A 23,762-nucleotide genomic window follows, 5' to 3' on the forward strand; every position below is an offset into this window, starting at 1 on the left:
TAACAGAGTGGCCAATGCCGATGACTGTTTTTCTAAAACTCTTTTGAGATGTTCTCAAAAAACAAAATAGTTGTGAAATAAATTGCGCTTTCCCTCTTGACAAATGTCACTACATAACAGTGATTAGTGGTTAGTGGTTAGTGATTTGCTCCCGTTATGGGAGCTTTTTCACGTTTTGTCATCTTTTCGCATAGTATACAATGTATTCTGTGGTGAGGTGAGTGTATGAAGATCGCGGTATTCGGCGGCGATAAACGGATGTTGTTCGCGGCTAAGGCGTTTTACGATGACGGACATGAGGTGCTGTTGACGGGCTTTGATTCTCTTTTGAGCCTGTGCGGGATCCGTGTCTGCACGGTGCGGGAGGCGGCAACGGAATGTGATATCGCCGTACTGCCGGTGCGACCCGTAACAGACGACAAGCTGTTCGCGCCGTTTGCAAAGCATCCGATCAGTATCGCGGGTACGATCGACAGAATAGGGCAGAAGCCTCTGTTCAGCGGCAGCGCTTTTTTGCTCAAGCCGTATGACGCTGGAGAGATCTATGATTATTCCGCCGACGAGATCTTCACCCTGCGCAATGCCGAGCTGACCGCCGAGGGCGCGATCGGGCTGATCCTGAACGAGTATGAGGGGGCTGTATACGGCGCCGAAATTCTGGTAACGGGCTACGGTCGGATCGGCAAGGTGCTGTCCGGTTATCTTCGGATGATGGGCGCAAAGGTGACGGTCGCGGCGCGTAATCCCGCCGATCGTGATATGATCATTTGCAGGGGGATGACCGCCGCGGATTATCCCGAGATCAACTGGCGGCGTTATCAGGTGATCGTCAACACCGTGCCCGCCGAGGTGATCGACAGAGACGCGGTCGCTCAAATGCGGGAGGATGTGTTCATCATCGACCTCGCCTCCGTGCCGGGCGGCGTTGATGTCAGCGCGGCAAAGGACAGGGAGCTTACCTGTATCCACGCGTTGGCGTTACCGGGCAAAACGGCGCCTCTCACCGCGGGAATCATCATCAAAGATACCATTATGAATATACTCAAACGAGAGGAGCTTCTCGGATAAAGGAGGAAAACGGTGGAAAAGATCAAACTGGGCTATGCTTTGACCGGCTCCTTTTGCACCTTGGATAAAAGCATCAAAGAAATGTCGCGGCTCGTATCACAGGAGTATGACGTTCTGCCGATCATGTCGGAAAACGCCTATACGGTGTCTACACGCTTCGGAAAAGCGCATGACATCGTAACGCGGATCGAGAATATCACGCAAAAGAGCGTGATCCATACCGTCAGCGGCGCCGAACCGATCGGACCGCGCGGGATGTGCGATATCCTGCTGGTCGCGCCGTGTACCGGCAACACGCTGTCAAAAATCGCGCTGGGCATCACCGACACGCCCGTCACCATGGCGGTCAAATCTCAGCTGAGGATCGGCGCTCCGGTGGTGCTGTGTGTCGCGAGCAACGACGCTCTCGGCGCGTCGGCGGAGAACGTCGGCAGATTGCTCAACCGCAAAAACGTGTACTTTGTACCGTTCTCACAGGACGATCCGTTCAAAAAACCGAATTCGCTGGTAGCGCACTTCGATCTGATCCCGCAGAGCCTTGCAAAAGCGCTCAAAGGACAGCAGCTCCAGCCGATATTCGCGTCATAACTGCCGCCGCAAAGTCTGTGACAATAAATGCAGGAGCCGCGGCGATCTCTAATCAATCATGATACCGGGCAGAGAAGGTGAAACTTTTCTGCCCTTTTTTATTGAAATGCGGGAACATTTATGGTAGAATTACAAATTAGAGAATTATTTGGATAATTCTGATTATGAATTATCATCATCAAGTAGGAGAAAACCATGAAGTATTGTAAAACCTGTAAACAGCTGTGTTTCGGTGAAGCGTTGCCGTTTGACGGCTGTAAGCATAAGCTCAGGGAGATCGAGGACATCAACGAGCCTGTCCGTCTGTGTGTCGCGGGCGGTACGGAACGCGCGATGCTGACCGGTATGCTCAAGGACGCGAATATCCCCTACGTGGAGGAACCTGTTTATCCGCAGGGCGTCGCGAATGAGATCGTCACCGGCTATGACGTCAAGCTGTCTAATATCTCGATCGTGGTACCGTTTTCCGCGCTGCCCAAGGCGGTCGAGCTTCTCGGCACTATTGAAACGCTGCCTCATGATCTCGAGCCGCATATGGATGAGATCACGGCGCGGATCGAACGTCTCAAAGCGGATAGGGAAGAGGCCAAGTCCATGAGCCCCGCAATGCGCACCACCGTCAAGGTGCTTTCCGCGTTGGCGTTTCTGGCGCTGATCGCGCTGGCGGTATTTGGCGTCGACGCAATCACAGGCTGGATCAAGAGCTTATTCTGATCCAACAAATAGAGTCGTTGTGAGAAAAGACGCGCGCGTCCGCTCGCAACCGAATTCAGTATTTAATTCCATTTGGAGGTCAATGATATGAAAATCGATACTAAATGCGTACAGGTAGGCTATGAGCCGAAGAACGGTGAACCCCGCGTTCTCCCGATCGCTCAGAGCACGACTTTTGTTTATGACAGCGCCGAGACCATGGGCAAGCTGTTTGACTTAGAAGCGGAGGGCTGTTTCTACACCCGTCTGGCGAATCCCACACTCAACACCGTCGCGAACAAGATCGCCGCGCTCGAAGGCGGCGTCGGCGCGATGCTGACTGCCTCCGGACAGGCGGCGTCCCTGATCAGCATCACCAATATCGCGAAGGCGGGCGATCATATCATCGCTTCCGCCGCGATCTACGGCGGTACGTTCAACCTGTTCAACAAGACCCTGCGTGATCTCGGTATCGCCTTCGATTTTGTCAGCCCCGTGATCACTGCCGAAGAGCTTGACAAGATGTTTAAGCCCAACACCAAGGCGGTATTCATCGAGACCGTCACCAATCCCTCTCTGGATGTTGTCGATATCGAAATGTTCGCCAAGGTCGCTCACGCGCATCATGTCCCGCTGATCGTGGACAACACCTTCGCGACCCCGATCAACTGCCGTCCCTTTGAGTGGGGCGCCGATATCGTCGTTCACTCTACCTCCAAGTACATGGACGGTCATGCTGTCGCGCTGGGCGGCGTTGTTGTCGATTCCGGCAACTTTGACTGGACAAGCGGCGATTTCCCGATGCTCACCACGCCCGATGAGACCTATCACGGCGTTGTCTATACCGACCAGTTCGGCAAGGCGGCGTACATCACAAAGTGCTGTACCCACCTCATGCGTGACTTCGGCGCGCAGCAGTCGCCGCAGAACGCGTTCCTGCTCAACCTCGGTCTGGACACACTGGCGCTGAGAATGGCGCGCCATTGCTCCAACGCGCAGACCGCCGCCGAGTTCCTTGAGAACCATGACAAGGTTGAGTCGGTCAATTACCCGGGGCTTAAATCCAATCAGTATTACGACATCGCGAAGAAGTATATGCCCAACGGCTCCTGCGGCGTTATCTCTGTTTGCCTCAAGGGCGGCAAAGAGGGCGCTGTGCGCTTTATGGAAGGGCTCAAGCTCGCGAAGATCGTCATCCATGTCGCCGACGCCCGTACCTGTGTGCTCCATCCCGCGTCCACGACCCATCGTCAGCTCACCGATCAACAGCTGATCGAAGCCGGCATCGCGCCGAACATGGTGCGCTTGTCCGTCGGTATCGAGGATCCCGAGGATATCATCGCGGATCTCAAGCAGGCGTTGGAGCAGGTATAATATGTCGGACAGATTTACCTCCGCGATCATCGTTGCGGCGGGTGACAGCACCCGCATGGGCTTCAAGATGTCCAAGCAGCTGATCCCCCTCAACGGTCACGCGGCGATCGAATATACGTTGAAGGCGTTTCAGGATTGCAACCTGATCGATGAGATCATCGTCGTGGCGCGATCCGCAGACATCGACAGTATCGCGCATATCGCCTTTAACTTCAAGAAGGTCAGCTCCGTCACCTCCGGCGGCGCGACCCGTACTTTGAGCGTCAAGCGCGGTATCCGCGCCGCGAATAAGCGCGTGACCCATTACGCGATCCATGACGGCGCGAGAGTACTGATCACGCCCGAGCAGATCGAAAAGGTGCTGAACGCGGCATTTGAATGTAACGCCGCGGCGCCCGGAACGCCTGTGACGGACACCGTCAAGATGATCGATGAAAACGGCGTGATCTTATCTACGCCCGACCGCTCCGCCATGTGGTCGGTACAGACGCCTCAGGTGTTTGAAAAAGAGCTTTACCGCCGCGCTATGGATCACGCGGAAGCAAATCAGCTCGCTGTCACGGACGACTGCTCGATGGTCGAAGCGATCGGCGAAAAGGTGCGTTTGATCCGCGGCGAGTACTCCAACATCAAGCTCACCACACCGGTGGATATCACGCTGGCGGAAGCGTTGCTGAAAAAGAGAAAATAATCATAGAAAGGGAGTCATTGTATGAGAATCGGACACGGATATGATGTGCATCGTTTAAAAAAGGGCAGAGATTTGATTCTCGGCGGCGTCGAGATCCCGTATGAGATGGGGCTGGACGGTCATTCCGACGCGGATGTACTGCTCCACGCCGTGATGGACGCGCTGTTGGGCGCGGCGGCACTCGGCGATATCGGCAAGCATTTTCCCGATACCGATCCGAAGTACAAGGACGCCGAGAGCACCAAGCTACTCTGGGATGTGGTCGGTCTGATCGAGGAAAACGGCTTCAAGCCCCATAATATCGACTGCACCATTTGCGCCCAGGCGCCGAAGCTTGCGCCGTATATCGACGAGATGCGCTCCAATATCGCGGTAGCCTGCGGGTTGAAGAAGAGCGCCGTCAGCGTCAAGGCGACCACGGAAGAGGGCTTAGGCTTCACCGGCTCAATGCAGGGCATATCCGCGACAGCTGTTTGCTTATTGGATGAAGTATAATTGTCATTGCGGGGAACCGTGTTAAAACGGTTCCGTGGCGATCTCAACTCATTCAACAATAGAATATTATCATGATTCACACACCTCTCTCATAGACATAATGAGAGAGGTGCTTTTTATGGATAAATATGATAACAGATTATGGTATTATAGTATCATAAAGCCTCCCTTTCCTAAGGGAGGTGCCCCGAAAGGGGCGGAGGGTTGCAACAGAAAAATGAAAAGACTTGTTGCGATCACATTGGCTGTATTGATGATGATGTCTTTGAACATTTCCGTCAGCGCACTGAGCGAGGCGGATATCCCGTCGCCCGCGGCGGTGTTGATGGACGCGAATTCGGGTAAAATTCTTTTCGAGAAAAATGCGCATGAACAGCGCGCCTGCGCGTCCATCACCAAGGTGATGACGTTGACGCTCGTGATGGAGGCGGTCGACAGCGGCAAGATCCGTCTGGACGATGTGGTGACCGCGTCCGCGCACGCCGCGTCGATGGGCGGCTCCGATATCTGGCTCGAAGAGGGCGAGCAGATGAGCGTGGATGATATGATCAAGGCGACCGCCGTCGCCTCCGCCAATGACGCGGCTGTCGCGCTGGCGGAATTCGTATGCGGCAGTGAAGAGGATTTTGTCGCGGCAATGAACGACAAAGCCGCCGCGCTCGGGATGAACGATACCACCTTTAAGAACTGCAACGGTCTGGATGAGGAGGGTCACATCACCTCGGCGTATGACGTCGCTTTGATGTCGCGCGAGCTGATCAGGCACGAGAAGATCTATGACTATACCTCCATCTGGATCGACGAGCTGCGCGGGGGAGAGACCCAGATCGTCAATACCAATAAGCTCTTAAAAAGCTATGACGGTATCACGGGGCTGAAAACCGGAACGACCGGCGACGCGGGATCGTGTATCTCGGCGACGGCGCAGCGTAACGGTCTGAGCCTGATCGCGGTGGTGCTGGGCGCGGATTCCGGCAAGGGGCGCTTCAAGGACGCGGCGGCATTGCTCGATTACGGCTTCGCGAATTTCGAAACGCGGGAGCTGCGCTTGCAGGAGGAGCTTTCTCCGATCACCGTGGAGGGCGGTATGCAAAATTCCGTGACGATCTCATGCGACGACTCCGCTTATCTTACCGTACCCAAGGGCGAGGGCGGGGGATTGAAGCAGACTTTGGAGATCCCCGAGACCATCACCGCCCCTGTCGCAAAGGGCGATGTGGTCGGCAGTCTGCGCTTCACCCTCGGTGACGAGGAGATCGCGTCCTTCGATATCACGGCGGATGAGGATGTGGAGGAAAAGGATTTCGGCAGTATATTGAAATTGCTGTTTCAGTCGATGGTGAAGCTGTAAATGCCTTCCCCTCGGGGGACGCGCGCGTCTTTTTCTACGTCACTGTAACGTAGCACGAATCAAAAAAAGCCTTCCCCTCGGGGTACCCCCGTTGGGGGAATGTCCGAAGGACAAGGGGGGAGCCGCTTCCGGCGAGGAGAAGGTGTCACCAAAGGTGACGGATGAGGGGATAACCTTTCCTATTGATGTAGGACTCGGTGAGGCTGTATGTCTACCGAAAATCGAGGAAGAGCCTTTCGCTCTTTGTTAAGATGATCTTTCGGCTAACTCAGCCCCTCATCCGACCAATTTGCTATGGCAAATTGCCCACCTTCCCCCCGAGGGGAAGGCTTTTATATAGGGAAGGCTTTTCCGATAGACAAAAATAAAGGCGCACGCGCCATCAACATCTTGTGTCATTGGTTTGCGTTCCTTCTAAATTTAGAATTCATTCACAATTTATCGGATAAAAATGTTGCAATGCCCGCCGAAATATAGTATAATGCAATTAATCATATAAGAAGAAGTGTGTATATTTCCTGCAAAGAAACATGAATACACTATATTTCTTCTTGGGAATTATAAGGAGGGTATTTATGCCTACAACTCTTAGTGATAAACATTTACAGGGCTTTTTAGGTTCCGATGAATATGTCGGTATCGCCCCTGCCGTCAAAGCCGCTCATGAAGCGCTTCATTCCGGCAAGGGTCTCGGCAACGACTTTATCGGCTGGCTGAACCTGCCCACTGACTATGACAAGGACGAATTCGCGCGCATCAAGGTCGCCGCGGAGAAGATCAAGTCAAATTCCGATATTTTCGTTGTCATCGGTATCGGCGGATCCTATTTGGGCGCCCGTGCCGCTATCGAATTCATCAAGTCCCCGAACTACAACGCGCTGTGCAAGGATACACCGCAGATCTACTATACCGGCAACTCCATCAGCTCCAACGCGCTGGCTGAGCTTCTCGAGATATGTGAGGGCAAGGATGTTTCCATCAACATGATTTCCAAGTCCGGCACGACCACCGAGCCCGCGATCGCGTTCCGCGTATTCCGCGAGATGCTCGAGAAGAAGTACGGCAAGGACGGCGCGAAGGATCGTATCTTCTGCACCACCGATAAGGCGCGCGGCACCTTAAAGCAGCTCGCCGACCGTGAGGGCTATGAGACCTTTGTCGTTCCGGATGACGTCGGCGGACGCTACAGCGTTCTGACCGCAGTCGGTCTGCTGCCGATCGCGGTATCCGGCGCGGATATCGACGCGCTGATGCAGGGCGCTCGTGACGCGCAGGACAAGTTTGCCGATCCCGATCTTGACAAGAATGATTGCTACAAGTACGCGGCGATCCGCAATATGCTCTATAACAAGGGTAAGACCACCGAGATCCTCGTCAGTTACGAGCCCGCGTTCACCCTGATGAACGAGTGGTTCAAGCAGCTGTACGGTGAATCCGAGGGTAAGGATCAGAAGGGTATCTTCCCGGCGTCCGTTATCTTCTCCACCGACCTGCACTCTATGGGTCAGTACATCCAGGACGGCAGACGCAATCTCTTTGAGACCGTCGTGCTCTTTGACAGCGTGCAGAGAGAGATCAAGCTCGGCACCGATCCCGAGAATGTGGACGGTCTGAACTTCCTGTCCGGCAAGACGATGGAATTCGTCAACCGCAAGGCGTTTGAGGGTACCGTGCTGGCGCACAACGACGGCGGTGTTCCCAATGTCGTACTCACCGTCGACAAGATGGACGAGTACAACCTCGGTTATCTGATCTACTTCTTCGAGAAGGCTTGCGCGATCTCCGGCTACATCCTCGGCGTGAATCCCTTCAACCAGCCCGGCGTAGAGAGCTACAAGAAGAACATGTTCGCTCTGCTCGGCAAGCCCGGCTATGAGGATCAGAAGGCTGCTCTTGAGGCAAGATTAAAGTAATTTTTCTGTGCTAACAGACTGTATATAAAAAACAGGAGGAATGATTAAAATGGTTACATTAATTATTGGTAAGAAAGGCTCCGGCAAGACCAAAAAGCTCATCCAGCTCGCTAACGAGGCTGTCGCGAAGTCCAGCGGTAACGTAGTCGTTATCGAAAAGGGCGCGGGACTGACCTATGACGTGACCCACAAGGCTCGTCTGATCGATACCGACGTTTACGGCGTCAAGGGTTATGAGATGCTTCTCGGCTTTATCAGCGGTATCTGCGCGGGCAACTATGACGTTACCGATATCTTTGTTGATTCCACCTTCAAGATCGCTCCCCAGGGCGTTGAGGGTATCGAGGAATTCATCACCAAGCTCGACGCGCTCTCCAAGGAGAGCGAGGCGCATATCACCCTGCTGGTATCCGCTGCCGAGGCTGATCTTCCCTCAGGCCTCAAGGCTGTCTGCGAAGAGATCTGAGCATAAGACACCGATCCATAGCCGCTCCTTTTGGGGCGGCTTTTTGTGTGGGGATGATGATGCTCGGGGGGTTCCGCAAAACCTTCGGCGTATTTATGATCCAATGCACGGTCACAGCGGAGTTGGTGGAGTATGGTGGAGTAAGGTGGAGCGCGTTTGACCGTCTCCACCACGAGGAAACACACTGTTTATGCGGGGTTACGCGTCCTGTGGTGGACTTGGTGGAGTGAATTGGAATTCACAGGCATTATTCAAAGTCGGTATATCATTGCGTGACAGTAATATAACCGCGTGGAGATGAATAGGGATAAAGATATAGTGAAAAGAAGTCCACCAACTCCACCTGATCGCCGAAAAACGGCTTGGTTACGCGGTTTTTTGATGGTGGTCTTGTGCAATCCTTCTCCACCTGTACGCCACCATCGCGCGACAGACGACCGATGATCGCGGTCTGGAACGCGTATCCCGGCGAGCGTCAAACAAAATACGGAAAAAACCTGACGAATTACAAGATTTTTACTTGACAAAGTCCGGTGGTTTTATTATAATATCAAATAGCGTTTTAATGTAGATAACTGCGTTTTGATTTCGGAGGAGTTATGCTGTTAGATTTGAAAGACATTTTCGTATCCGACGGCGCCTCTAAAGACGTCAGTGATACACTCTCACTCAGTGATGTTGAGATCGCGGGTGAACATCCATTCACTTCACCTGTCGAGCTTTCTGCACATGTTGAGAATAAGGCGGGCATGGTTACGCTGGAGCTTTGTACCGTATTTGAGTACCACACCTCCTGCAGCCGTTGCCTTGTGCCGATCGAGCGCCGTATGGAATATCACTTCTCTCACAAGATCATCGAGAATCTGGAGGAGGATTTCAACGACGACTACATCGAAGCGCCCGACCTGAGCCTGGATTTAGACGAGCTTGCTTCGTCCGATATCCTGTTAGAGCTGCCGACCAAGTTCCTTTGCAAGGGAGACTGTCAAGGTCTCTGTCAAAAATGTGGACATAATCTTAACTTGGGTGACTGCGGATGTGATAAGAGAGAGATCGACCCACGGCTTGAGGCGTTAAAAGCATTATTAGAGTAAATAATATCGCGGAGAATTCCTCCGTGATCTAAACCTATATTATGTAAGGAGGGTTTTTCATGGCTGTACCGGCAAGAAAACATTCACATGCTCGTAAGATGAAGAGAAGATCCAACGTATGGAAGCTCCAGGCTCCTGCTCTGTCTATCTGCCCTGAGTGCGGTGAGTATAAGGCTCCCCATAGAGTCTGCCCCAACTGCGGCAAATACAACGGCAGACAGGTCATCGCTGTAGACGAGGACTAATCTAATTTATTGAACAACGGCGGCGGGCGGAATATTTCCGGTCGCCCTTTTGTTTTTCAGCCTTCTCCTTGAGGAGAAGGTGTCAACATCGTTGACGGATGAGGTGGAAACATTTCTGCTTTATCAATGAAATCTTTTTGTTTGAAGCGTTTCCACCTCATCCGACCTTTTTGGCTTTTGAGCCAAAAAGCCCACCTTCCCCTCGAGGGGAAGGCTTTTGGAGGTTTGTATGGCTGTTACAATTAAAGACGTATACCGTAACAGCTATGCCTACCGCGCGGGCTGTGAGGCGGGGGACACCCTGCTGTCGATCAACGGGAACGAGATCGTCGATGTGCTCGACTATCGTTTTTATCAGCTTAATTCTGATTTAGAATTAAAAATCCGTGACCGCAAGGGTCAGGTGCATACCGTCAAGGTGCGTAAGCCCGAGTATGAGGAGCTGGGTCTGGAATTCGACACCTATCTGATGGATAAGGAGAAATCCTGCCGCAATAAGTGTATTTTCTGCTTTATCGATCAGCTTCCCGAGGGGATGCGCGAGAGCCTGTATTTCAAGGATGACGACAGCCGTCTGTCCTTTTTATTCGGCAATTATGTCACGCTCACCAACCTGACCGAGCATGAGATCAGCCGTATCATCAAGATGCACATCAGCCCCATCAACGTCAGCGTTCATACCACCAACCCCGAACTGCGGGTGAAAATGATGAACAACCGCTTTGCCGGTGACGCGCTGAAGATCTTAAAACGCCTGTCGGAGCACAATATCGCGATCAATACCCAGATCGTCTGCTGTCCCGGCTGGAACGACGGGGAAGAGCTCGAGCGCTCCCTGCGCGATCTGTATGAGCTGAACGTCAACCTGATCGGCGTGGTGCCGGTCGGGATCACCAAATACCGCGAGGGCTTGGCGGAGCTGACGCCCTTCACCGTTGAGAAAGCGCGCGAGACCGTGGATATCCTCGAAGAATTCGGCGAAATGTGTATGGAAACGCGCGGCAAGCGCATTGCCTACGCCGCCGATGAATTGTATATCAAGGCGGGTTATGAGATTCCCGACGCGTCATTTTACGGCGACTTTGAGGCGATCGAGAACGGGATCGGTCTGATCGCCCAGCTGCGTGAGGATTTCCGTGACGAGCTCGATTGGCGCGAGGCGGATGCTTCGATCCAACGCGCCGTATCCATCGCCTGCGGCACCTCCGCCGCGCCGTACCTGAGGGAATTGATGGATGAAGCGCAGACAAAATTCCCCGGCGTGAAGGTGAATGTGTACCCGATCGTCAATGACTTTTTCGGTGAGCAGATCAACGTCAGCGGACTGATCGTCGGACAGGATCTGTATCACCAGCTCAAAAACAAACCGCTGGGAGACGCCCTGCTCATTTCCTCGGCAATGCTACGATTTGAAAATGACCTTTTCCTCGATGACGTCCATATCGACGATCTTTCGAGGAAGCTGCATATCGAGATCTTACCGATCCATAACGACGGCGTGATGTTGCTGAACGCCGTTCTGGGAACGACCGATGAATGAGGATGTTTCCGCAATAGCTCCGATTTGTGTCAGGAGCTTTGCAATGACAATGATCGGTTAAGATCGATTAAGATTGCGGTCGTCTTTCGACCTGCAATGACAATAACGGAAGGAGGATGAAGATGTCGAAACCTGTAGTCGCGATCGTCGGCAGACCGAATGTCGGCAAAAGCACACTGTTCAATAAGCTCGTCGGCGAGCGTATCTCTATCGTTGACGATACCCCCGGCGTCACGCGCGACCGTATCTACGGCGACGTGGATTGGAACGGAAGAGCTGCCCTGCTCATCGATACGGGCGGTATCGAGCCGTTTTCGGACGACGTCATTTTGTCCCAGATGCGTGAGCAGGCACAGCTCGCCATCGATACCGCGGACGTCATCATCATGGTGACGGACGTCCGATCCGGTCTTGTCGCTACCGATGAAGAGGTAGCGCATATGCTGATCAGGAGCAACAAGCCCCTGGTTCTTTGTGTCAACAAATGTGATTCGATCGGTGATCCGCCGCCCGAATTTTACGAATTCTACAAGCTCCCGATCGAGCCGATCGCCGTATCCTCCGTTCACGGACACGGTACGGGCGACCTCTTGGACGCGGTGTTCAGGGAACTGGAAAGCTATACAGAAGAAGAAGCCGACCCCGAGGTGATCTCGGTGGCTGTCATCGGCAGACCGAACGTCGGCAAAAGCTCGCTGATCAATAAGATCACCGGTGAGAACCGCTGTATCGTTTCCGATATCGCCGGCACGACCCGCGACAGTATCGACACCATGATCGAGAACAAGCACGGCACGTTCAATTTCATCGATACCGCCGGTATGCGCCGCAAAAGCAAGGTGACCGACCAGATCGAGCGCTATTCCATCCTGCGCGCGAAGATGGCGATCGAGCGCTGTGACGTCTGTGTGATCATGCTCGACGCCGAGACCGGTATCACCGAACAGGATACCAAGGTCGCCGGACTCGCTCTTGAAGCGGGCAAGGCGTGTATCATCGCGGTCAACAAATGGGACGCGATCGATAAGGACAACAGCACCATGCCGAACTTCCGCAAGGATATCGAGCGCGATTTTGCCTTTATGAGCTACGCGCCCGCGGTGTTCATCTCCGCAAAGACAGGTCAGCGCCTCGACAATCTTTTTGAAAACATCGTCCATGTCACCAACACCTCCGCGATGCGGATCACCACCGGTCTTTTGAACGATGTACTGGCTACTGCTACGGCGCGCGTACAGCCGCCGACGGACAAGGGCAGACGCTTGAAGATCTTCTATATGACGCAGGTGTCCGTCAAACCGCCGACCTTCATCTTTTTCTGCAATGACGCTGAGCTGTTCCACTTCTCGTATCAGCGCTATCTGGAGAACCGCCTGCGTGAGGCGTTTGATTTCAGCGGTACACCCATCAGATTTATCATAAGGGAGAGGAATAACAAATGACAGTTGATTTGATTATTCGTACGCTGGCGACGATCATCATCGCGTATCTGCTCGGCAGCCTGAATCCCGCGATCATGATCACAAAACTGAAAACCGGCAAGGATATCCGCACCATGGGCTCGGGCAACGCCGGATTTACCAATGTGCTGCGCTCCGTCGGCAAGGGCCCCGCCATCGCGACGATCGTTTTTGACTATCTCAAGGGCATCGCCGCCGTGCTGATCGGATGGTGGCTGTTCTCCACACTGACGGTGACCAACGACGTATCTCCCATCGAGTACGTCAAGTACGGACGGTATCTCGCCGGTCTGTTCGTCATCCTCGGACATTCCTTCCCGATCTTTTACGGCTTCAAGGGCGGCAAAAGCGTCGTCACGGCGAACGCTTTGATGCTGGTGGTCGACTGGCGTGTGTTCCTGATGATCCTCGGTACCTTCCTGATCATCTTTGTATGTACAAAGCTGATTTCCCTCGGTTCCATCATCTGCGCGATGCTGTATCCCGTCTATACGCTGATCATCACCTATTTCTGTGATTATCTGCCGGCGCTCGGGACAGAGAATGAGCTGAGATTTCGTTTTGTGCTGATCTCGACCGGCTGTGCCTTTTTGGTCGGAGCGATCATCATCTTCCGCCACAAGGACAATCTCAAACGCCTGTTCAGCGGAGAAGAAAAACGCATCAAAGCGAAAAAGTAATTCTGATATTCATTAAAACACATATTATTTTGTCATTGCGAAGCTCCTTCAAAGCTGTGGCAATCTCAACTTAGCATTAATTACGTTTAATGGAATAATAGTATAAATGCGATCTGTATATGAATTACGGAATTGCCTGAATCAAACTTTTGGGGGTTCAAAATGAAACGAATCGTTAGTTTTGTGATGGTTCTGATCGTGATCTGCGTGACCATGATTTCCGCCTCGGCGGTCGATTACGGCTGTAATGTCGAAACCAAATCCAAGGGAGTGTATCTCGAAAATCTGGATACCGGCGCGGTGATCCTCACGAAAAGCGCCGAAGAGAAGATGTATCCCGCTTCCACGACCAAGATCATGACCTACGCGATCGTTGCCGATCATGTAACGGATTTCGATAACACGATGGTCGATATCAATGAAGCCGTGTTCAAGGATCTCGATATCGAGAGCACCGTGATGGGACTGTCGAAGCATGTCGGAGAGAAGTATTCCATCCGCGATCTGCTCTACGGCATGATGCTGCCTTCGGGCAACGACGCGGCGTTGGTGCTCGCGGATTATGTCGGCGGCGGCAGTATCTCCGCGTTTGTCGAGAAGATGAACGCCAAAGCACAGGAGCTCGGATGTACCGGTACGAATTTTGTGAATCCGCACGGTCTGCACGATCCGAACCATTATTCCACCGCCAAGGATATGGCGACCATCACGAAATACGCGATCTCCAAGCCGGATTTCATGACGATCACTTCCACTGTCAGCTATACTCCCGCGCGTTTTGATCAGCCGCTCACCAACACCAACTACATGATGATCAACAACGCCGATACCGCCAAGTATTATTACCCCAACGTCAAGGGCGTCAAGACGGGCTATACCGATGAAGCGGGCAAGTGTCTGGTGACGACCGCCTCCAAGGACGGGTTGACCTATCTCATCGTGTGTCTGGGCGCGGATTATTCCTTTGCGGAGGATATCAACTACGCCATGCTCGACTCCTGCGATCTCTATGACTGGGTCTTTGAGAATATGGCGCAGCGTACCGTCTACAGCGCGACTGAGGTCGTCAAGACCGTAAAGGTCAACTACGGCAAGGGCGAGGATAAGGTCAGTCTGATGCCGCAGGGCGAGTTGACGGCGCTTTTGCCGAAGAACTACGATCAATCGCTGGTCAAGGTGGAGGTCGATTGTGAGGACAGTGTCGACGCTCCCGTATCCAGAGGTCAGGCGATCGGCAAGGTCACCGTCACGTATGACGATATGACCGTCGGTACCACCGAGGCAATCGCCTCCAAGGATATCGAGCTCGATAAAGCGAAGGTCTTTTGGTCGAACCTCGCCGACTGGTTCAAGAAGAATTTCATCCTGATCGTCATCATCGCGGTCGTGATCATCATCCTGATCATCATTCTCGCCGTGGTAGCCAACTCGCGTAAGAGAAAAAGAGAACGCGAGAGATCCAGACGCAGATACAGAGATTATTGATGGATATAGCAACACCCCTTTGTCGTCGTGACAAAGGGGTGTTTTATCGTGTTTCAAACAGATTATTCAGCCTGTTCCAGAATCTTCTGCGCGACATAGACGCCGCTGGCGGAAGCGTGGGAGAGGGAATGGGTGACGCCCGAGCCGTCGCCGATGACATACAGTCCCTTGTACTTCGTCATCAGGTTTTCATCGAGCGCGACCTCCATGTTATAGAACTTGACCTCTACGCCGTAGAGCAGGGTGTCGTCGTTCGCCGTACCGGGCGCGATCTTGTCGAGCGCGTAGATCATCTCGATGATGTCGTCGAGGATACGCTTGGGCAGTACCAGACTCAGATCGCCCGGCGTCGCCTGTAATGTCGGACGCACAGTGCTTTCCGCGATACGGCTGTGATTGGAGCGCCTGCCGCGTTCCAGATCGCCGAAGCGCTGGACGATCACGCCGCCGCCGAGCATATTGCTCAGCATCGCGATGCTCTCGCCGTAGCCGTTGCTGTCCTCGAAGGGCTCGGAAAAATGCTTGCTCACCAACAGGGCGAAATTCGTGTTCTCGGTCTTTTTGGACGGATCCTCAAAGCTGTGACCGTTGACGGTGACGATGCCGTTGGTGTTCTCGTTGACGACGATGCCGTTGGGGTTCATGCAGAAGGTGCGGACGTTGTCCTCGAATTTCTGCGTGCGGTACACGATCTTGCTCTCGTAGAGCTCATCGGTCAGATGGGAGAAGATGACCGCGGGCAGCTCCACGCGCACGCCGATATCGACGCGGTTGGATTTGGTCTCGATGTTCAGCTCCTCGCAGATCTTTTCCATCCACTTCGAACCAGAGCGTCCGACGGATACGATGCAGTCTTTGCAGTCGTCAGAGCCGTCCTTGTGATGGACGCGATAACCGCCGTCGATGATCTCGATATGCTCGACCGGTGTGTTGAATTTGAAATCCACGACGTCACAGATCTTGTTGTAGATGTTGCCCAGCACGATGTAGTTGATATCCGTGCCGAGGTGACGGACGGACGCGTCGAGCAGCTTGAGACGGTTCTGGGTGCAGATCTTCTTGAAGTCCGTACCCGCGGTGGTATAGAGCTTGGTCGCCTCGCCGCCGTTTTCGACGTTGATTTTGTCGACATAGCGCATCAGCTCCAGCGCCTTGTCGCGCCCGATATACTCGTGCATCGTACCGCCGAAATCATTGGTGATATTGTATTTGCCGTCCGAGAAAGCGCCCGCGCCGCCGAAGCCCGACATGATCGCGCAGGTCTTGCATTTGATGCAGGACTTGACCTTGTCGCCGTCGATGGGACATTTCCGTTTTTCGAGCGCGTTGCCGGTTTCAAACACGGCGATTTTCAGATCGGGGCGCTTGGTCGCCAGCTCATACGCCGAGAAGATTCCTCCCGGACCCGCGCCGATAATAATGATATCGTAATTCATGTGAATGATCTCCTCATGGTGTGATAAAGAAGTGAATCAGCCTCCCTTTCCTAAGGGAGGTGTCACGAAGTGACGGAGGGTTGCTGTCAATTCCTTTTGTATTCTGTTCAACAGGAAAAACCTTATTAGAACGTCGCTTCCACGATCTCCTGTCGGTTGACATTGATAACGCCTTTGCCGTTGAGCCGGATGACCGGGATGACCGGCAGGCTCACAAAGGAAAGGGTCATAAAGGGGTCGATGTCGGCGGACGCGCCTAATTCCGACGCGGCTTCTTTGAGCTGATCGACGCGCTTTTCCACCTCTTCGATCGTCAGCGTGCTCATCAGTCCCGCGATCGGCAGGGGCAGTGATTCGATGACCTTGCCGTTGTCGACGACGACCATCCCGCCGCCCATCTCACGCACCGCTTCCGCCGCCGCCGCGATATCCTCATCGCTGCAGCCGACCGCGATCAGGTTGTGCGAATCGTGAGCGACGCTGGTAGCGATCGCGCCGCGCTTGATGCCGTAGCCGCTGATGAAGCCGATTCCGATGTGTCCGGTGTTGTGATGGCGCTCAAATACCGCCGCCTTCAATACGTCGCGGTCGATATCGATACCGTTGTTGTTCAGTCCGTGCTCGGTCGGCTGGATGATGATCTCATCCGTCAGCAGCTCGCGCTTTTTGAGACCGATCACGCGTTGACGCTCCTTGATGGGCAGATACAGCTTTTCGACATTGACAGGCTGCATATGGAAGGAGCGCAGGACTTTATCGCAGTCGGGTATCGGCTTGACATTGTCGTTGAGGACAGCGCCGTTTTTCGCGACCGCCTTGCCGTCGATATAGACCTGCTCGACCGTAAAGTCGATGAAGTCGCTCAGCACGACGAGATCCGCGTGATAACCCGGAGCGATCGCGCCGTAATCCTTCAAGCCGAAGTAGGTCGCCGTGTTGAGGGTACACATCTTGATCGCGTGGGCGGGCTTGACGCCTTTGTTGACCGCCTTACGGATGATCGCGTCCAGATGACCTTCCCTGAGCAGATCCTCGGGATGACGGTCGTCGGTGCACAGCATCGCCCTGTCACAATAGGGCGGCTTGCAGATGGGGAGCAGGGCGTTGAGGTTCTTCGCCGCCGTACCCTCGCGCACCATGATCCACTGTCCGCGCGCGAGCTTATCAAGCGCTTCCGTCGCGTCGGTACATTCGTGGTCGGATCTGACGCCCGACGCGACATAGGCGTTGAGGTCTTTGCCGCCGAGGAACGGCGCGTGACCGTCGATGATCCCGCCGAATTCCTTGGCGTCGGCGAGCTTGTTGAGCAGTGCTTCTTCACCCTCGCATACGCCCACGGAGTTCATCATCTCGGCAAGTCCGAGGACATTTTTACGCTGATAATACGGCTTGAGATCCTCAGCCTCCAGCGTTTCACCGCTTTCTTCGAGCGGCGCCGCAGGCACACAGGAGGGCAGGTTGAAGTAGATGTGCATATCGAGGTCTTCACAAAGCCGCATGATATAGTCGAGCCCCTCGGTGCCGGCGACGTTGGCGATCTCGTGCGGATCCGCCATCACCGCGGTCGTGCCGCGGGGGAGAGAGCCTCTCTCAAATTGCGCCGGGGTCAGCAGGGTGCTCTCGAGGTGCATATGCGCGTCCATAAAGCCCGGGACGATGATCTTGCCGCTGACGTCGACTTCTTCAACGCCGTCATAAAGCCCCAGACCCGCGATCATGCCGTCGCAGATCGCCACATCCTTATGCTCGAGCTGTTCGGTAAAGACATTCAGCACGCTCGCGCCCTTGAGCACGAGATCCGCTTTTTCGCGTCCCATCGCTACATCAATGATTCTTTTGAGGTTCATCATATTCCTCCTTTGCCCGCTGTATGTTTTCATATTATCATAGCATATTTTTTATGGTTTATCAATGTTTTTTAGTGAATATGTCAAATTGTTTGATCAGTAAAAATGAAAATTGAGTATTTATAAAATTAGTGTATTGACATTTGAAAAGAATAATGCTATAATTCGACTGTTCGATATGCGAGTGTGCTGGAATAGGCAGACAGGCACGTTTGAGGGGCGTGTGTCTTTGACGTACGGGTTCAAGTCCCGTCACTCGCACCAAAGCAAAAACCCTGTCGATTTAGTCGGCAGGGTTTTGCTTTGTATTTTTCATTTTTCAGTATTCAGTCTTCAATTTTAAGCTCGTTTGACAGGGTTTTCTAACTGAAGACTGAAAACTGAATATTGAAGAATGAATAATGATTGATGTGTGATTCGGTGAGCTGATGAAAGAAAATATCTTGATTGAAAAATCAATCGATTTTGGAGCGCGTATCGTAAAGCTCCATCGTTATTTGGTGAAAACGCAGCATGAATCTGTTTTATCAAAACAGATTTTGAGGAGCGGCACCTCTATCGGCGCGAATATCAATGAGGCTCAATACGGTAATAGCAAAGCTGATTTTATCGTTAAGCTGCACATTGCGTTAAAGGAAACGGCTGAAACAGAGTATTGGCTGCATGTTCTTCATAAATCGGATTACCTTGATGAGAAAATGGCTGATTCTCTTTTGTGTGATTGTATTGAGATCAAACGGATTCTGATCGCCTCTATCAATACGGCAAAAGAATCCTGATTCACTTTTACCATAGACTGACGGGACTTAAACCCGTCTACCATAAAGATATAGAGGTAAACCATGTTTCATGTATCTTTTCCCGGGCTGGGGATCAACGACCTGCCCATCAACCGCGTAGCCTTTTCGATCGGCTCGTTCAATGTATACTGGTACGGCATCCTGATCGCGATCGGTCTGATCCTGGCGGTGACCTACGCCTATTTCAACGCCCGTCACTATGACGTCGATCGCAATAAGCTGATCGACTGCGTGATCGTCGGCATCATCACGTCGATCATCGGCGCGCGTGCATATTACGTTTTTTTCAAATGGGATTATTTCTCGGCGCATCCCGGTGAGATCATCGACATCCGTGACGGCGGTATCGCCATCTACGGCGCAATCATCGGCTCGCTGGTCGGCGGTCTGATCATGGCGAAGATCCGCAAGATGAAATTTCTGCCGATCCTCGATATCACCATGACCAGCTTTTTGATCGGTCAGGCGATCGGACGCTGGGGCAACTTCTTCAATCAGGAGGCGTTCGGCACACCCACGGATAATGTGTTCCGCATGGTCAGTGAGAATACCGGCGGGGTAGGGGTGCATCCGTGCTTTCTGTATGAATCGGTATGGTGCGCGCTGGGATTCTTGTTCCTGTTCATTTTCAACCGCAAATTCCAGAAGTATCACGGACAGGCCTTTTATCTGTATTTGGTATGGTACGGCTTGGAGCGCACCGTGGTCGAAGGTCTGCGCACCGACAGTCTGTATCTGCCGTTTCAGGTATTCGGCTACGATATCCGGGTATCCCAGGTATTGTCCGCGGTATTGGTGATCGTCGGTATCATCCTGCTGATCGTCAACCGCAAAAAGGACGACGGCATGAAAGGGAGAACCTTTCCGAAACGACATAAAAAATCCAAGAAAAGAGGTTAATCATATGGCTCAGTTAATCGATGGTAAATTAGTATCGCAAAGCGTAAAGGACAGGATCCGTGATGAGGTCGCGGTTCTGAAAGAGAACGGCAACGAGGTCACCCTCGCCGTGATCATCGTCGGCGACGATCCCGCGTCCCGCGTTTATGTCAATAACAAAAAGAAGGCGTGTGAATATGTCGGCTTCCGTTCGCTCGAATATGCCCTGCCTGCCGAGACCACACAGGATGAGCTGATCGCTTTGATCGAGGAGCTGAACGGTCGTGACGACGTCAACGGTATCCTCTGCCAGCTCCCGGTTCCGAAGCACATCGATGATAAGGCGGTCATCGCCGCGATCTCCGTCGAAAAGGACGTTGACGCGTTCTCATCCTTCAATGTCGGCAAGATCATGATCGGCGATTACGATTTCCTGCCCTGCACTCCCGCGGGCGTTATGGAAATGCTCCATTATTATGATATCGCCGTCGAGGGCAAGAACTGCGTCGTGATCGGCAGAAGCAATATCGTCGGCAAGCCGATGTCCATGCTCCTGCTCCACGAGAACGGCACCGTGACCATGACCCACAGCCGCACCAAGGATCTCGCGTCCTTTACCAAACAGGCGGATATTCTGGTAGCCGCAGTCGGCAGAGCGAAGTTCGTCACCGCCGATATGGTGGGCGACGGCGCTGTCGTGATCGACGTCGGCATGAACCGTGACGAGAACGGCAAGCTCTGCGGCGATGTTGATTTTGATTCTGTAAAAGAAAAATGCTCCTACATCACGCCCGTACCCGGCGGCGTAGGCCCCATGACTATCGCCATGCTGATGCAGAACACCTTAAAGGCGTATCATATCCAGAAGAAATGAGGCTCCCTTTGGTAAAGGTACCCCCGTTGGGGGGGAATGTCCGAAGGACAAGGGGAGATTCCCCTGTTAGGGGAAATGTCCGCAGCGCGGACAAAAGGGTCGGCTGTCTTCGCAGAAGAAGCCGCTTCCGGCGAGGAGGCTCCCGCGAATGAGAGCGGGTGAGGGATTGTATTGAATTGTTTGAGCGAAGCGAGTATCACAATTATATTACCTCGTTATTATTGCAAAAGTATCTCCCTTCGGTCGGTCAATTGATGCAATCCCTCCGCCTCGTACCTCGGTACCTCCCTTTCCCAAAGGGAGGCTAAAACTTTTTCTTGACAAGCAAAATCCTTTATGATATAGTATATAAGCCGCATACTGTGGGTTTATTAAGTGCGCGTACAATGCTTTTCCAAAGCAGCTTTGCCGCCACCCGGGAGTAGCGAGTCTAAGTAAAAGGAATGATAAAATGTTCGCAGTAATCGAGACCGGCGGTAAGCAGTACAAGGTCAGCGAGGGCGACGTCATCTACATCGAGAAGCTCGATGCGGAGAATGACGCTACCGTAGAGTTTGACGTAGTCGCTGTTTCTACCGACGACGGTATCAAGGCCGGCACACCTTATGTTGACGGCGCAAAGGTTTCCGCCAAGGTCATCAAGACCGATAAGGCGAAGAAGATCTATGTATCCACCTACAAGCCCAAGAAGGGTGAGAAGAGAAAGATGGGTCACCGTCAGCCTTACACTAAGGTTGAAATCAAGGCGATCAACGCCTGATGATCAAGGTCGAATTCTTCGGCAATGAGCCTGTTTACGGCTTTCATATCACCGGTCATTCGGATATCAACCCCGAGGGTCCCGAGATCCTGTGCGCGGCGGTCAGCTCCGCGGCGTATATGACAGCTAACACGGTGACGGATGTGATTCATCTCGAGCCTGAGCTGAAGGTGGCAGACGGCGATATGATGCTGAAAGTAAAGACTGAACAAGAAGCGATCAGGTGCCGCGATCTTTTCGACGGCTTGAAGCTTCATCTGAGCGCGATCGCTCAGGACTATCCCAAGTATTTGATAATAACTAATTCGGAGGTGTAAGGTAATGCTTAAAATAAATCTGCAGTTGTTCGCTCATAAAAAAGGTATGGGTTCAACAAAGAACGGTCGTGACAGTGAGTCTAAGCGCCTTGGCGTTAAGCGCGCTGACGGTCAGTTCGTATTAGCCGGCAATATCCTCGTTAAGCAGAGAGGTACACACATCCACCCCGGTAACAATGTTGGCCGCGGTTCCGATGATTCTCTCTTCGCTAAGGTTGACGGCGTAGTACGCTTTGAGCGTATGGGCAAGGACAGAAAGCGCGCCAGCGTTTATCCTGTCGAGCAGTAATGACTTTTGGGGCGGTTCAAATACCGCCCTTTTTTATTGTAGGGCGGGGGCTTGCTCCCGCCGATCGAAATGTTGTAGGGACGAGCATTGCTCGTCCGCGGATGACCGATGGTCATCCCTACAGAACGAGGTTTCATCATGTTTGTAGATAAAGCGAAAATAACGATAAAAGCCGGTGACGGCGGCGACGGCGCCGTGGCGTTTCACCGCGAAAAATATGTTGCGGCGGGCGGTCCCGACGGCGGCGACGGGGGAAAGGGCGGCGACGTGATCTTCGTCGCGGATTCCAATCTCTCCACCCTTGCCGATTTCCGCTATAAGCGTAAGTTTGAAGCCAAAAAGGGCGCCAACGGCTCCGGCGGCAGAAAATACGGCAAGGCGGCAGACGATCTGATCGTCAAAGTCCCTGTCGGCACATTGGTCAGGGATGCCGCTACCGGCCGCATCATGGCGGATCTCTCCGGTAAAGAACCCGTCATCGTCGCGAAGGGCGGCAAAGGCGGCTGGGGCAATAAGCATTTTGCCACCCCGACCCGCCAGACGCCCCGATTCGCGAAGCCCGGTCTGCCCGGTGAAGAATTCGAGGTCACATTAGAACTCAAGCTCTTGGCGGACGTCGGTTTGGTCGGCTATCCCAATGTCGGCAAGTCCACTTTGATCTCGGTCGTTTCTCAGGCGAAGCCGCAGATCGCCAACTACCATTTCACCACCATCAATCCCACCTTGGGCGTGGTGTCGATGGGCGACGGCGTATCCTTTGTCATGGCGGATATCCCCGGTCTGATCGAGGGCGCCGCCGACGGTACGGGTCTGGGTCACCAGTTCCTGCGCCATGTGGAGCGTTGTCGACTGCTCGTGCATATCGTCGATGTATCCGGCAGTGAAGCGCGCGATCCCAAAGAGGATTTCCGCGTCATCAACGAGGAGTTGAAGAAGTTCAACCCCGAGCTTGCCGAGCGTCCCATGCTGGTCGTCGGCAATAAATGCGACCTCGCCACCGATGAACAGATCGCTGATTTCAAGGCGTGGGTCGAGGATCAGGGCTATCAATTCTTCCCGATCATGGCGGCGATCCGCTACGACGTCGATCCGCTGCTGAATCAAATCATCGAAGAGCTCAGTAAGCTCCCGCCCATCAAGGTGTATGAGCCTGAGCCGATGCCCGAGCTGGATGAAGAAGCGTTCGGCGAGGTCAGGATCACCGTACAGGACGGCGTTTATATGGTCGAAGGCAAGTGGCTGCTGCGGATCCTGCGCGGCATCAACTTCGACGATTACGACGGCTTATCCTACTTCGAGCGCCTGCTCCAGAAGTCCGGCGTTATCGACAAACTGCGTGAGGCGGGCTGTCAGGAAGGCGATACCGTCTCGATTTATGATCTGGAATTTGATTTTATTGAATAAATCAGTCTATTCG

At 53.2% G+C, this 23,762-nt stretch carries 24 protein-coding genes and 1 tRNA gene; 23 read left to right on the forward strand and 2 right to left on the reverse strand.

What is annotated here, in order from left to right; translation table 11 throughout:
* The first annotated feature begins 225 nt into the window (after positions 1–225).
* The 15 genes from JKK62_RS00220 to JKK62_RS00290 all read left to right on the forward strand — a co-directional run bounded on the left by JKK62_RS00220 (position 226) and on the right by JKK62_RS00290 (position 15,143).
* Positions 226–1,068 (forward strand): dipicolinate synthase subunit DpsA, encoded by an 843-nt coding sequence (locus JKK62_RS00220; protein WP_186833552.1) that lies wholly within the window; start codon positions 226–228, stop codon positions 1,066–1,068.
* A 12-nt stretch (positions 1,069–1,080) separates the two neighbouring features.
* Positions 1,081–1,656 (forward strand): dipicolinate synthase subunit B, encoded by a 576-nt coding sequence (locus JKK62_RS00225; protein ID WP_186833553.1) that lies wholly within the window; start codon positions 1,081–1,083, stop codon positions 1,654–1,656.
* Positions 1,657–1,851: 195 nt separating this feature from the next.
* Positions 1,852–2,370, forward strand: a complete 519-nt coding sequence (locus JKK62_RS00230; RefSeq protein ID WP_186833554.1) for a hypothetical protein — start codon at positions 1,852–1,854, stop codon at positions 2,368–2,370.
* 87 nt (positions 2,371–2,457) lie between these two features.
* A complete protein-coding gene (locus JKK62_RS00235) occupies positions 2,458–3,723 on the forward strand; it encodes an O-acetylhomoserine aminocarboxypropyltransferase/cysteine synthase family protein (RefSeq protein WP_186833555.1) in 1,266 nt (421 codons plus the stop codon).
* A 1-nt stretch (position 3,724) separates the two neighbouring features.
* Entirely contained in the window at positions 3,725–4,414 is a 690-nt protein-coding gene (gene ispD / locus JKK62_RS00240; protein ID WP_186833556.1) for a 2-C-methyl-D-erythritol 4-phosphate cytidylyltransferase, read from the forward strand.
* Positions 4,415–4,435: 21 nt separating this feature from the next.
* A complete protein-coding gene (gene ispF / locus JKK62_RS00245; RefSeq protein WP_186833557.1) occupies positions 4,436–4,909 on the forward strand; it encodes a 2-C-methyl-D-erythritol 2,4-cyclodiphosphate synthase in 474 nt (157 codons plus the stop codon).
* A 217-nt stretch (positions 4,910–5,126) separates the two neighbouring features.
* Positions 5,127–6,260, forward strand: a complete 1,134-nt coding sequence (locus JKK62_RS00250) for a D-alanyl-D-alanine carboxypeptidase family protein (RefSeq protein WP_186833558.1) — start codon at positions 5,127–5,129, stop codon at positions 6,258–6,260.
* A 575-nt stretch (positions 6,261–6,835) separates the two neighbouring features.
* On the forward strand, positions 6,836–8,173 hold the full coding sequence (locus JKK62_RS00255; RefSeq protein WP_186833559.1) for a glucose-6-phosphate isomerase: 1,338 nt from the start codon (positions 6,836–6,838) through the stop codon (positions 8,171–8,173).
* Between the two features lie 49 nt (positions 8,174–8,222).
* A complete protein-coding gene (locus JKK62_RS00260) occupies positions 8,223–8,639 on the forward strand; it encodes a hypothetical protein (RefSeq protein WP_186833560.1) in 417 nt (138 codons plus the stop codon).
* 599 nt (positions 8,640–9,238) lie between these two features.
* Entirely contained in the window at positions 9,239–9,733 is a 495-nt protein-coding gene (locus JKK62_RS00265; RefSeq protein ID WP_186833561.1) for a YceD family protein, read from the forward strand.
* A gap of 59 nt (positions 9,734–9,792) precedes the next feature.
* Positions 9,793–9,978, forward strand: coding sequence for a 50S ribosomal protein L32 (gene rpmF / locus JKK62_RS00270; protein WP_186833562.1), 186 nt, complete (start codon positions 9,793–9,795; stop codon positions 9,976–9,978).
* A gap of 229 nt (positions 9,979–10,207) precedes the next feature.
* Positions 10,208–11,518: a DUF512 domain-containing protein gene (locus tag JKK62_RS00275; protein WP_186833563.1), complete on the forward strand. Its 1,311-nt coding sequence runs from the start codon at positions 10,208–10,210 to the stop codon at positions 11,516–11,518.
* A gap of 122 nt (positions 11,519–11,640) precedes the next feature.
* Positions 11,641–12,960: a ribosome biogenesis GTPase Der gene (der, locus tag JKK62_RS00280; RefSeq protein ID WP_186833564.1), complete on the forward strand. Its 1,320-nt coding sequence runs from the start codon at positions 11,641–11,643 to the stop codon at positions 12,958–12,960.
* Positions 12,957–13,658 carry a glycerol-3-phosphate 1-O-acyltransferase PlsY gene (plsY, locus tag JKK62_RS00285; protein ID WP_186833565.1) on the forward strand — a complete coding sequence of 234 codons (702 nt, stop codon included), beginning with the start codon at positions 12,957–12,959 and terminating at the stop codon, positions 13,656–13,658. The genes der and plsY overlap by 4 nt, the downstream gene beginning before the upstream one ends.
* Before the next feature lie 162 nt (positions 13,659–13,820).
* Positions 13,821–15,143: a D-alanyl-D-alanine carboxypeptidase family protein gene (locus JKK62_RS00290; protein ID WP_186833566.1), complete on the forward strand. Its 1,323-nt coding sequence runs from the start codon at positions 13,821–13,823 to the stop codon at positions 15,141–15,143.
* 62 nt (positions 15,144–15,205) lie between these two features.
* Here JKK62_RS00290 and JKK62_RS00295 read toward each other — a convergent pair whose 3' ends face one another.
* Together JKK62_RS00295 and ade are read right to left on the reverse strand one after the other, a co-directional pair.
* Positions 15,206–16,579, reverse strand: coding sequence for an NAD(P)/FAD-dependent oxidoreductase (locus JKK62_RS00295; RefSeq protein ID WP_186833567.1), 1,374 nt, complete (start codon positions 16,577–16,579; stop codon positions 15,206–15,208).
* A gap of 125 nt (positions 16,580–16,704) precedes the next feature.
* On the reverse strand, positions 16,705–18,426 hold the full coding sequence (gene ade / locus JKK62_RS00300; RefSeq protein WP_186833635.1) for an adenine deaminase: 1,722 nt from the start codon (positions 18,424–18,426) through the stop codon (positions 16,705–16,707).
* Between the two features lie 180 nt (positions 18,427–18,606).
* Here ade and JKK62_RS00305 point away from each other — a divergent pair.
* The 8 genes from JKK62_RS00305 to obgE all read left to right on the forward strand — a co-directional run bounded on the left by JKK62_RS00305 (position 18,607) and on the right by obgE (position 23,749).
* Positions 18,607–18,690, forward strand: a tRNA-Leu gene (locus JKK62_RS00305).
* 164 nt (positions 18,691–18,854) lie between these two features.
* On the forward strand, positions 18,855–19,205 hold the full coding sequence (locus tag JKK62_RS00310; protein WP_186833568.1) for a four helix bundle protein: 351 nt from the start codon (positions 18,855–18,857) through the stop codon (positions 19,203–19,205).
* Positions 19,206–19,268: 63 nt separating this feature from the next.
* On the forward strand, positions 19,269–20,126 hold the full coding sequence (gene lgt / locus JKK62_RS00315; RefSeq protein ID WP_186833569.1) for a prolipoprotein diacylglyceryl transferase: 858 nt from the start codon (positions 19,269–19,271) through the stop codon (positions 20,124–20,126).
* A gap of 4 nt (positions 20,127–20,130) precedes the next feature.
* A complete protein-coding gene (folD, locus tag JKK62_RS00320) occupies positions 20,131–20,979 on the forward strand; it encodes a bifunctional methylenetetrahydrofolate dehydrogenase/methenyltetrahydrofolate cyclohydrolase FolD (protein ID WP_186833570.1) in 849 nt (282 codons plus the stop codon).
* Between the two features lie 451 nt (positions 20,980–21,430).
* Entirely contained in the window at positions 21,431–21,739 is a 309-nt protein-coding gene (gene rplU, locus JKK62_RS00325; protein ID WP_186833571.1) for a 50S ribosomal protein L21, read from the forward strand.
* On the forward strand, positions 21,739–22,056 hold the full coding sequence (locus JKK62_RS00330) for a ribosomal-processing cysteine protease Prp (RefSeq protein WP_243411701.1): 318 nt from the start codon (positions 21,739–21,741) through the stop codon (positions 22,054–22,056). The genes rplU and JKK62_RS00330 overlap by 1 nt, the downstream gene beginning before the upstream one ends.
* Positions 22,057–22,060: 4 nt before the next feature.
* On the forward strand, positions 22,061–22,345 hold the full coding sequence (gene rpmA, locus JKK62_RS00335; RefSeq protein ID WP_186833572.1) for a 50S ribosomal protein L27: 285 nt from the start codon (positions 22,061–22,063) through the stop codon (positions 22,343–22,345).
* Positions 22,346–22,483: 138 nt separating this feature from the next.
* Positions 22,484–23,749 carry a GTPase ObgE gene (gene obgE / locus JKK62_RS00340; RefSeq protein ID WP_186833573.1) on the forward strand — a complete coding sequence of 422 codons (1,266 nt, stop codon included), beginning with the start codon at positions 22,484–22,486 and terminating at the stop codon, positions 23,747–23,749.
* Positions 23,750–23,762: the final 13 nt, after the last annotated feature.

The organism is Ruminococcus difficilis, assembly GCF_016680995.1.

Excerpts from the sequence above, each read along its gene's own strand:
- JKK62_RS00265 (WP_186833561.1), top strand. The coding sequence starts at position 9,239 with ATGCTGTTAGATTTGAAAGACATTTTCGTATCCGACGGCGCCTCTAAA.
- JKK62_RS00250 (WP_186833558.1), top strand. The coding sequence starts at position 5,127 with ATGAAAAGACTTGTTGCGATCACATTGGCTGTATTGATGATGATGTCT.
- JKK62_RS00290 (WP_186833566.1), top strand. The coding sequence starts at position 13,821 with ATGAAACGAATCGTTAGTTTTGTGATGGTTCTGATCGTGATCTGCGTG.
- JKK62_RS00255 (WP_186833559.1), top strand. The coding sequence starts at position 6,836 with ATGCCTACAACTCTTAGTGATAAACATTTACAGGGCTTTTTAGGTTCC.
- JKK62_RS00310 (WP_186833568.1), top strand. The coding sequence starts at position 18,855 with ATGAAAGAAAATATCTTGATTGAAAAATCAATCGATTTTGGAGCGCGT.
- JKK62_RS00235 (WP_186833555.1), top strand. The coding sequence starts at position 2,458 with ATGAAAATCGATACTAAATGCGTACAGGTAGGCTATGAGCCGAAGAAC.
- ispF (WP_186833557.1), top strand. The coding sequence starts at position 4,436 with ATGAGAATCGGACACGGATATGATGTGCATCGTTTAAAAAAGGGCAGA.
- plsY (WP_186833565.1), top strand. The coding sequence starts at position 12,957 with ATGACAGTTGATTTGATTATTCGTACGCTGGCGACGATCATCATCGCG.
- rplU (WP_186833571.1), top strand. The coding sequence starts at position 21,431 with ATGTTCGCAGTAATCGAGACCGGCGGTAAGCAGTACAAGGTCAGCGAG.
- ispD (WP_186833556.1), top strand. The coding sequence starts at position 3,725 with ATGTCGGACAGATTTACCTCCGCGATCATCGTTGCGGCGGGTGACAGC.
- JKK62_RS00230 (WP_186833554.1), top strand. The coding sequence starts at position 1,852 with ATGAAGTATTGTAAAACCTGTAAACAGCTGTGTTTCGGTGAAGCGTTG.
- rpmA (WP_186833572.1), top strand. The coding sequence starts at position 22,061 with ATGCTTAAAATAAATCTGCAGTTGTTCGCTCATAAAAAAGGTATGGGT.
- JKK62_RS00220 (WP_186833552.1), top strand. The coding sequence starts at position 226 with ATGAAGATCGCGGTATTCGGCGGCGATAAACGGATGTTGTTCGCGGCT.
- JKK62_RS00275 (WP_186833563.1), top strand. The coding sequence starts at position 10,208 with ATGGCTGTTACAATTAAAGACGTATACCGTAACAGCTATGCCTACCGC.
- JKK62_RS00295 (WP_186833567.1), bottom strand. The coding sequence starts at position 16,579 with ATGAATTACGATATCATTATTATCGGCGCGGGTCCGGGAGGAATCTTC.
- rpmF (WP_186833562.1), top strand. The coding sequence starts at position 9,793 with ATGGCTGTACCGGCAAGAAAACATTCACATGCTCGTAAGATGAAGAGA.
- obgE (WP_186833573.1), top strand. The coding sequence starts at position 22,484 with ATGTTTGTAGATAAAGCGAAAATAACGATAAAAGCCGGTGACGGCGGC.
- JKK62_RS00260 (WP_186833560.1), top strand. The coding sequence starts at position 8,223 with ATGGTTACATTAATTATTGGTAAGAAAGGCTCCGGCAAGACCAAAAAG.
- der (WP_186833564.1), top strand. The coding sequence starts at position 11,641 with ATGTCGAAACCTGTAGTCGCGATCGTCGGCAGACCGAATGTCGGCAAA.
- ade (WP_186833635.1), bottom strand. The coding sequence starts at position 18,426 with ATGAACCTCAAAAGAATCATTGATGTAGCGATGGGACGCGAAAAAGCG.
- lgt (WP_186833569.1), top strand. The coding sequence starts at position 19,269 with ATGTTTCATGTATCTTTTCCCGGGCTGGGGATCAACGACCTGCCCATC.
- JKK62_RS00330 (WP_243411701.1), top strand. The coding sequence starts at position 21,739 with ATGATCAAGGTCGAATTCTTCGGCAATGAGCCTGTTTACGGCTTTCAT.
- folD (WP_186833570.1), top strand. The coding sequence starts at position 20,131 with ATGGCTCAGTTAATCGATGGTAAATTAGTATCGCAAAGCGTAAAGGAC.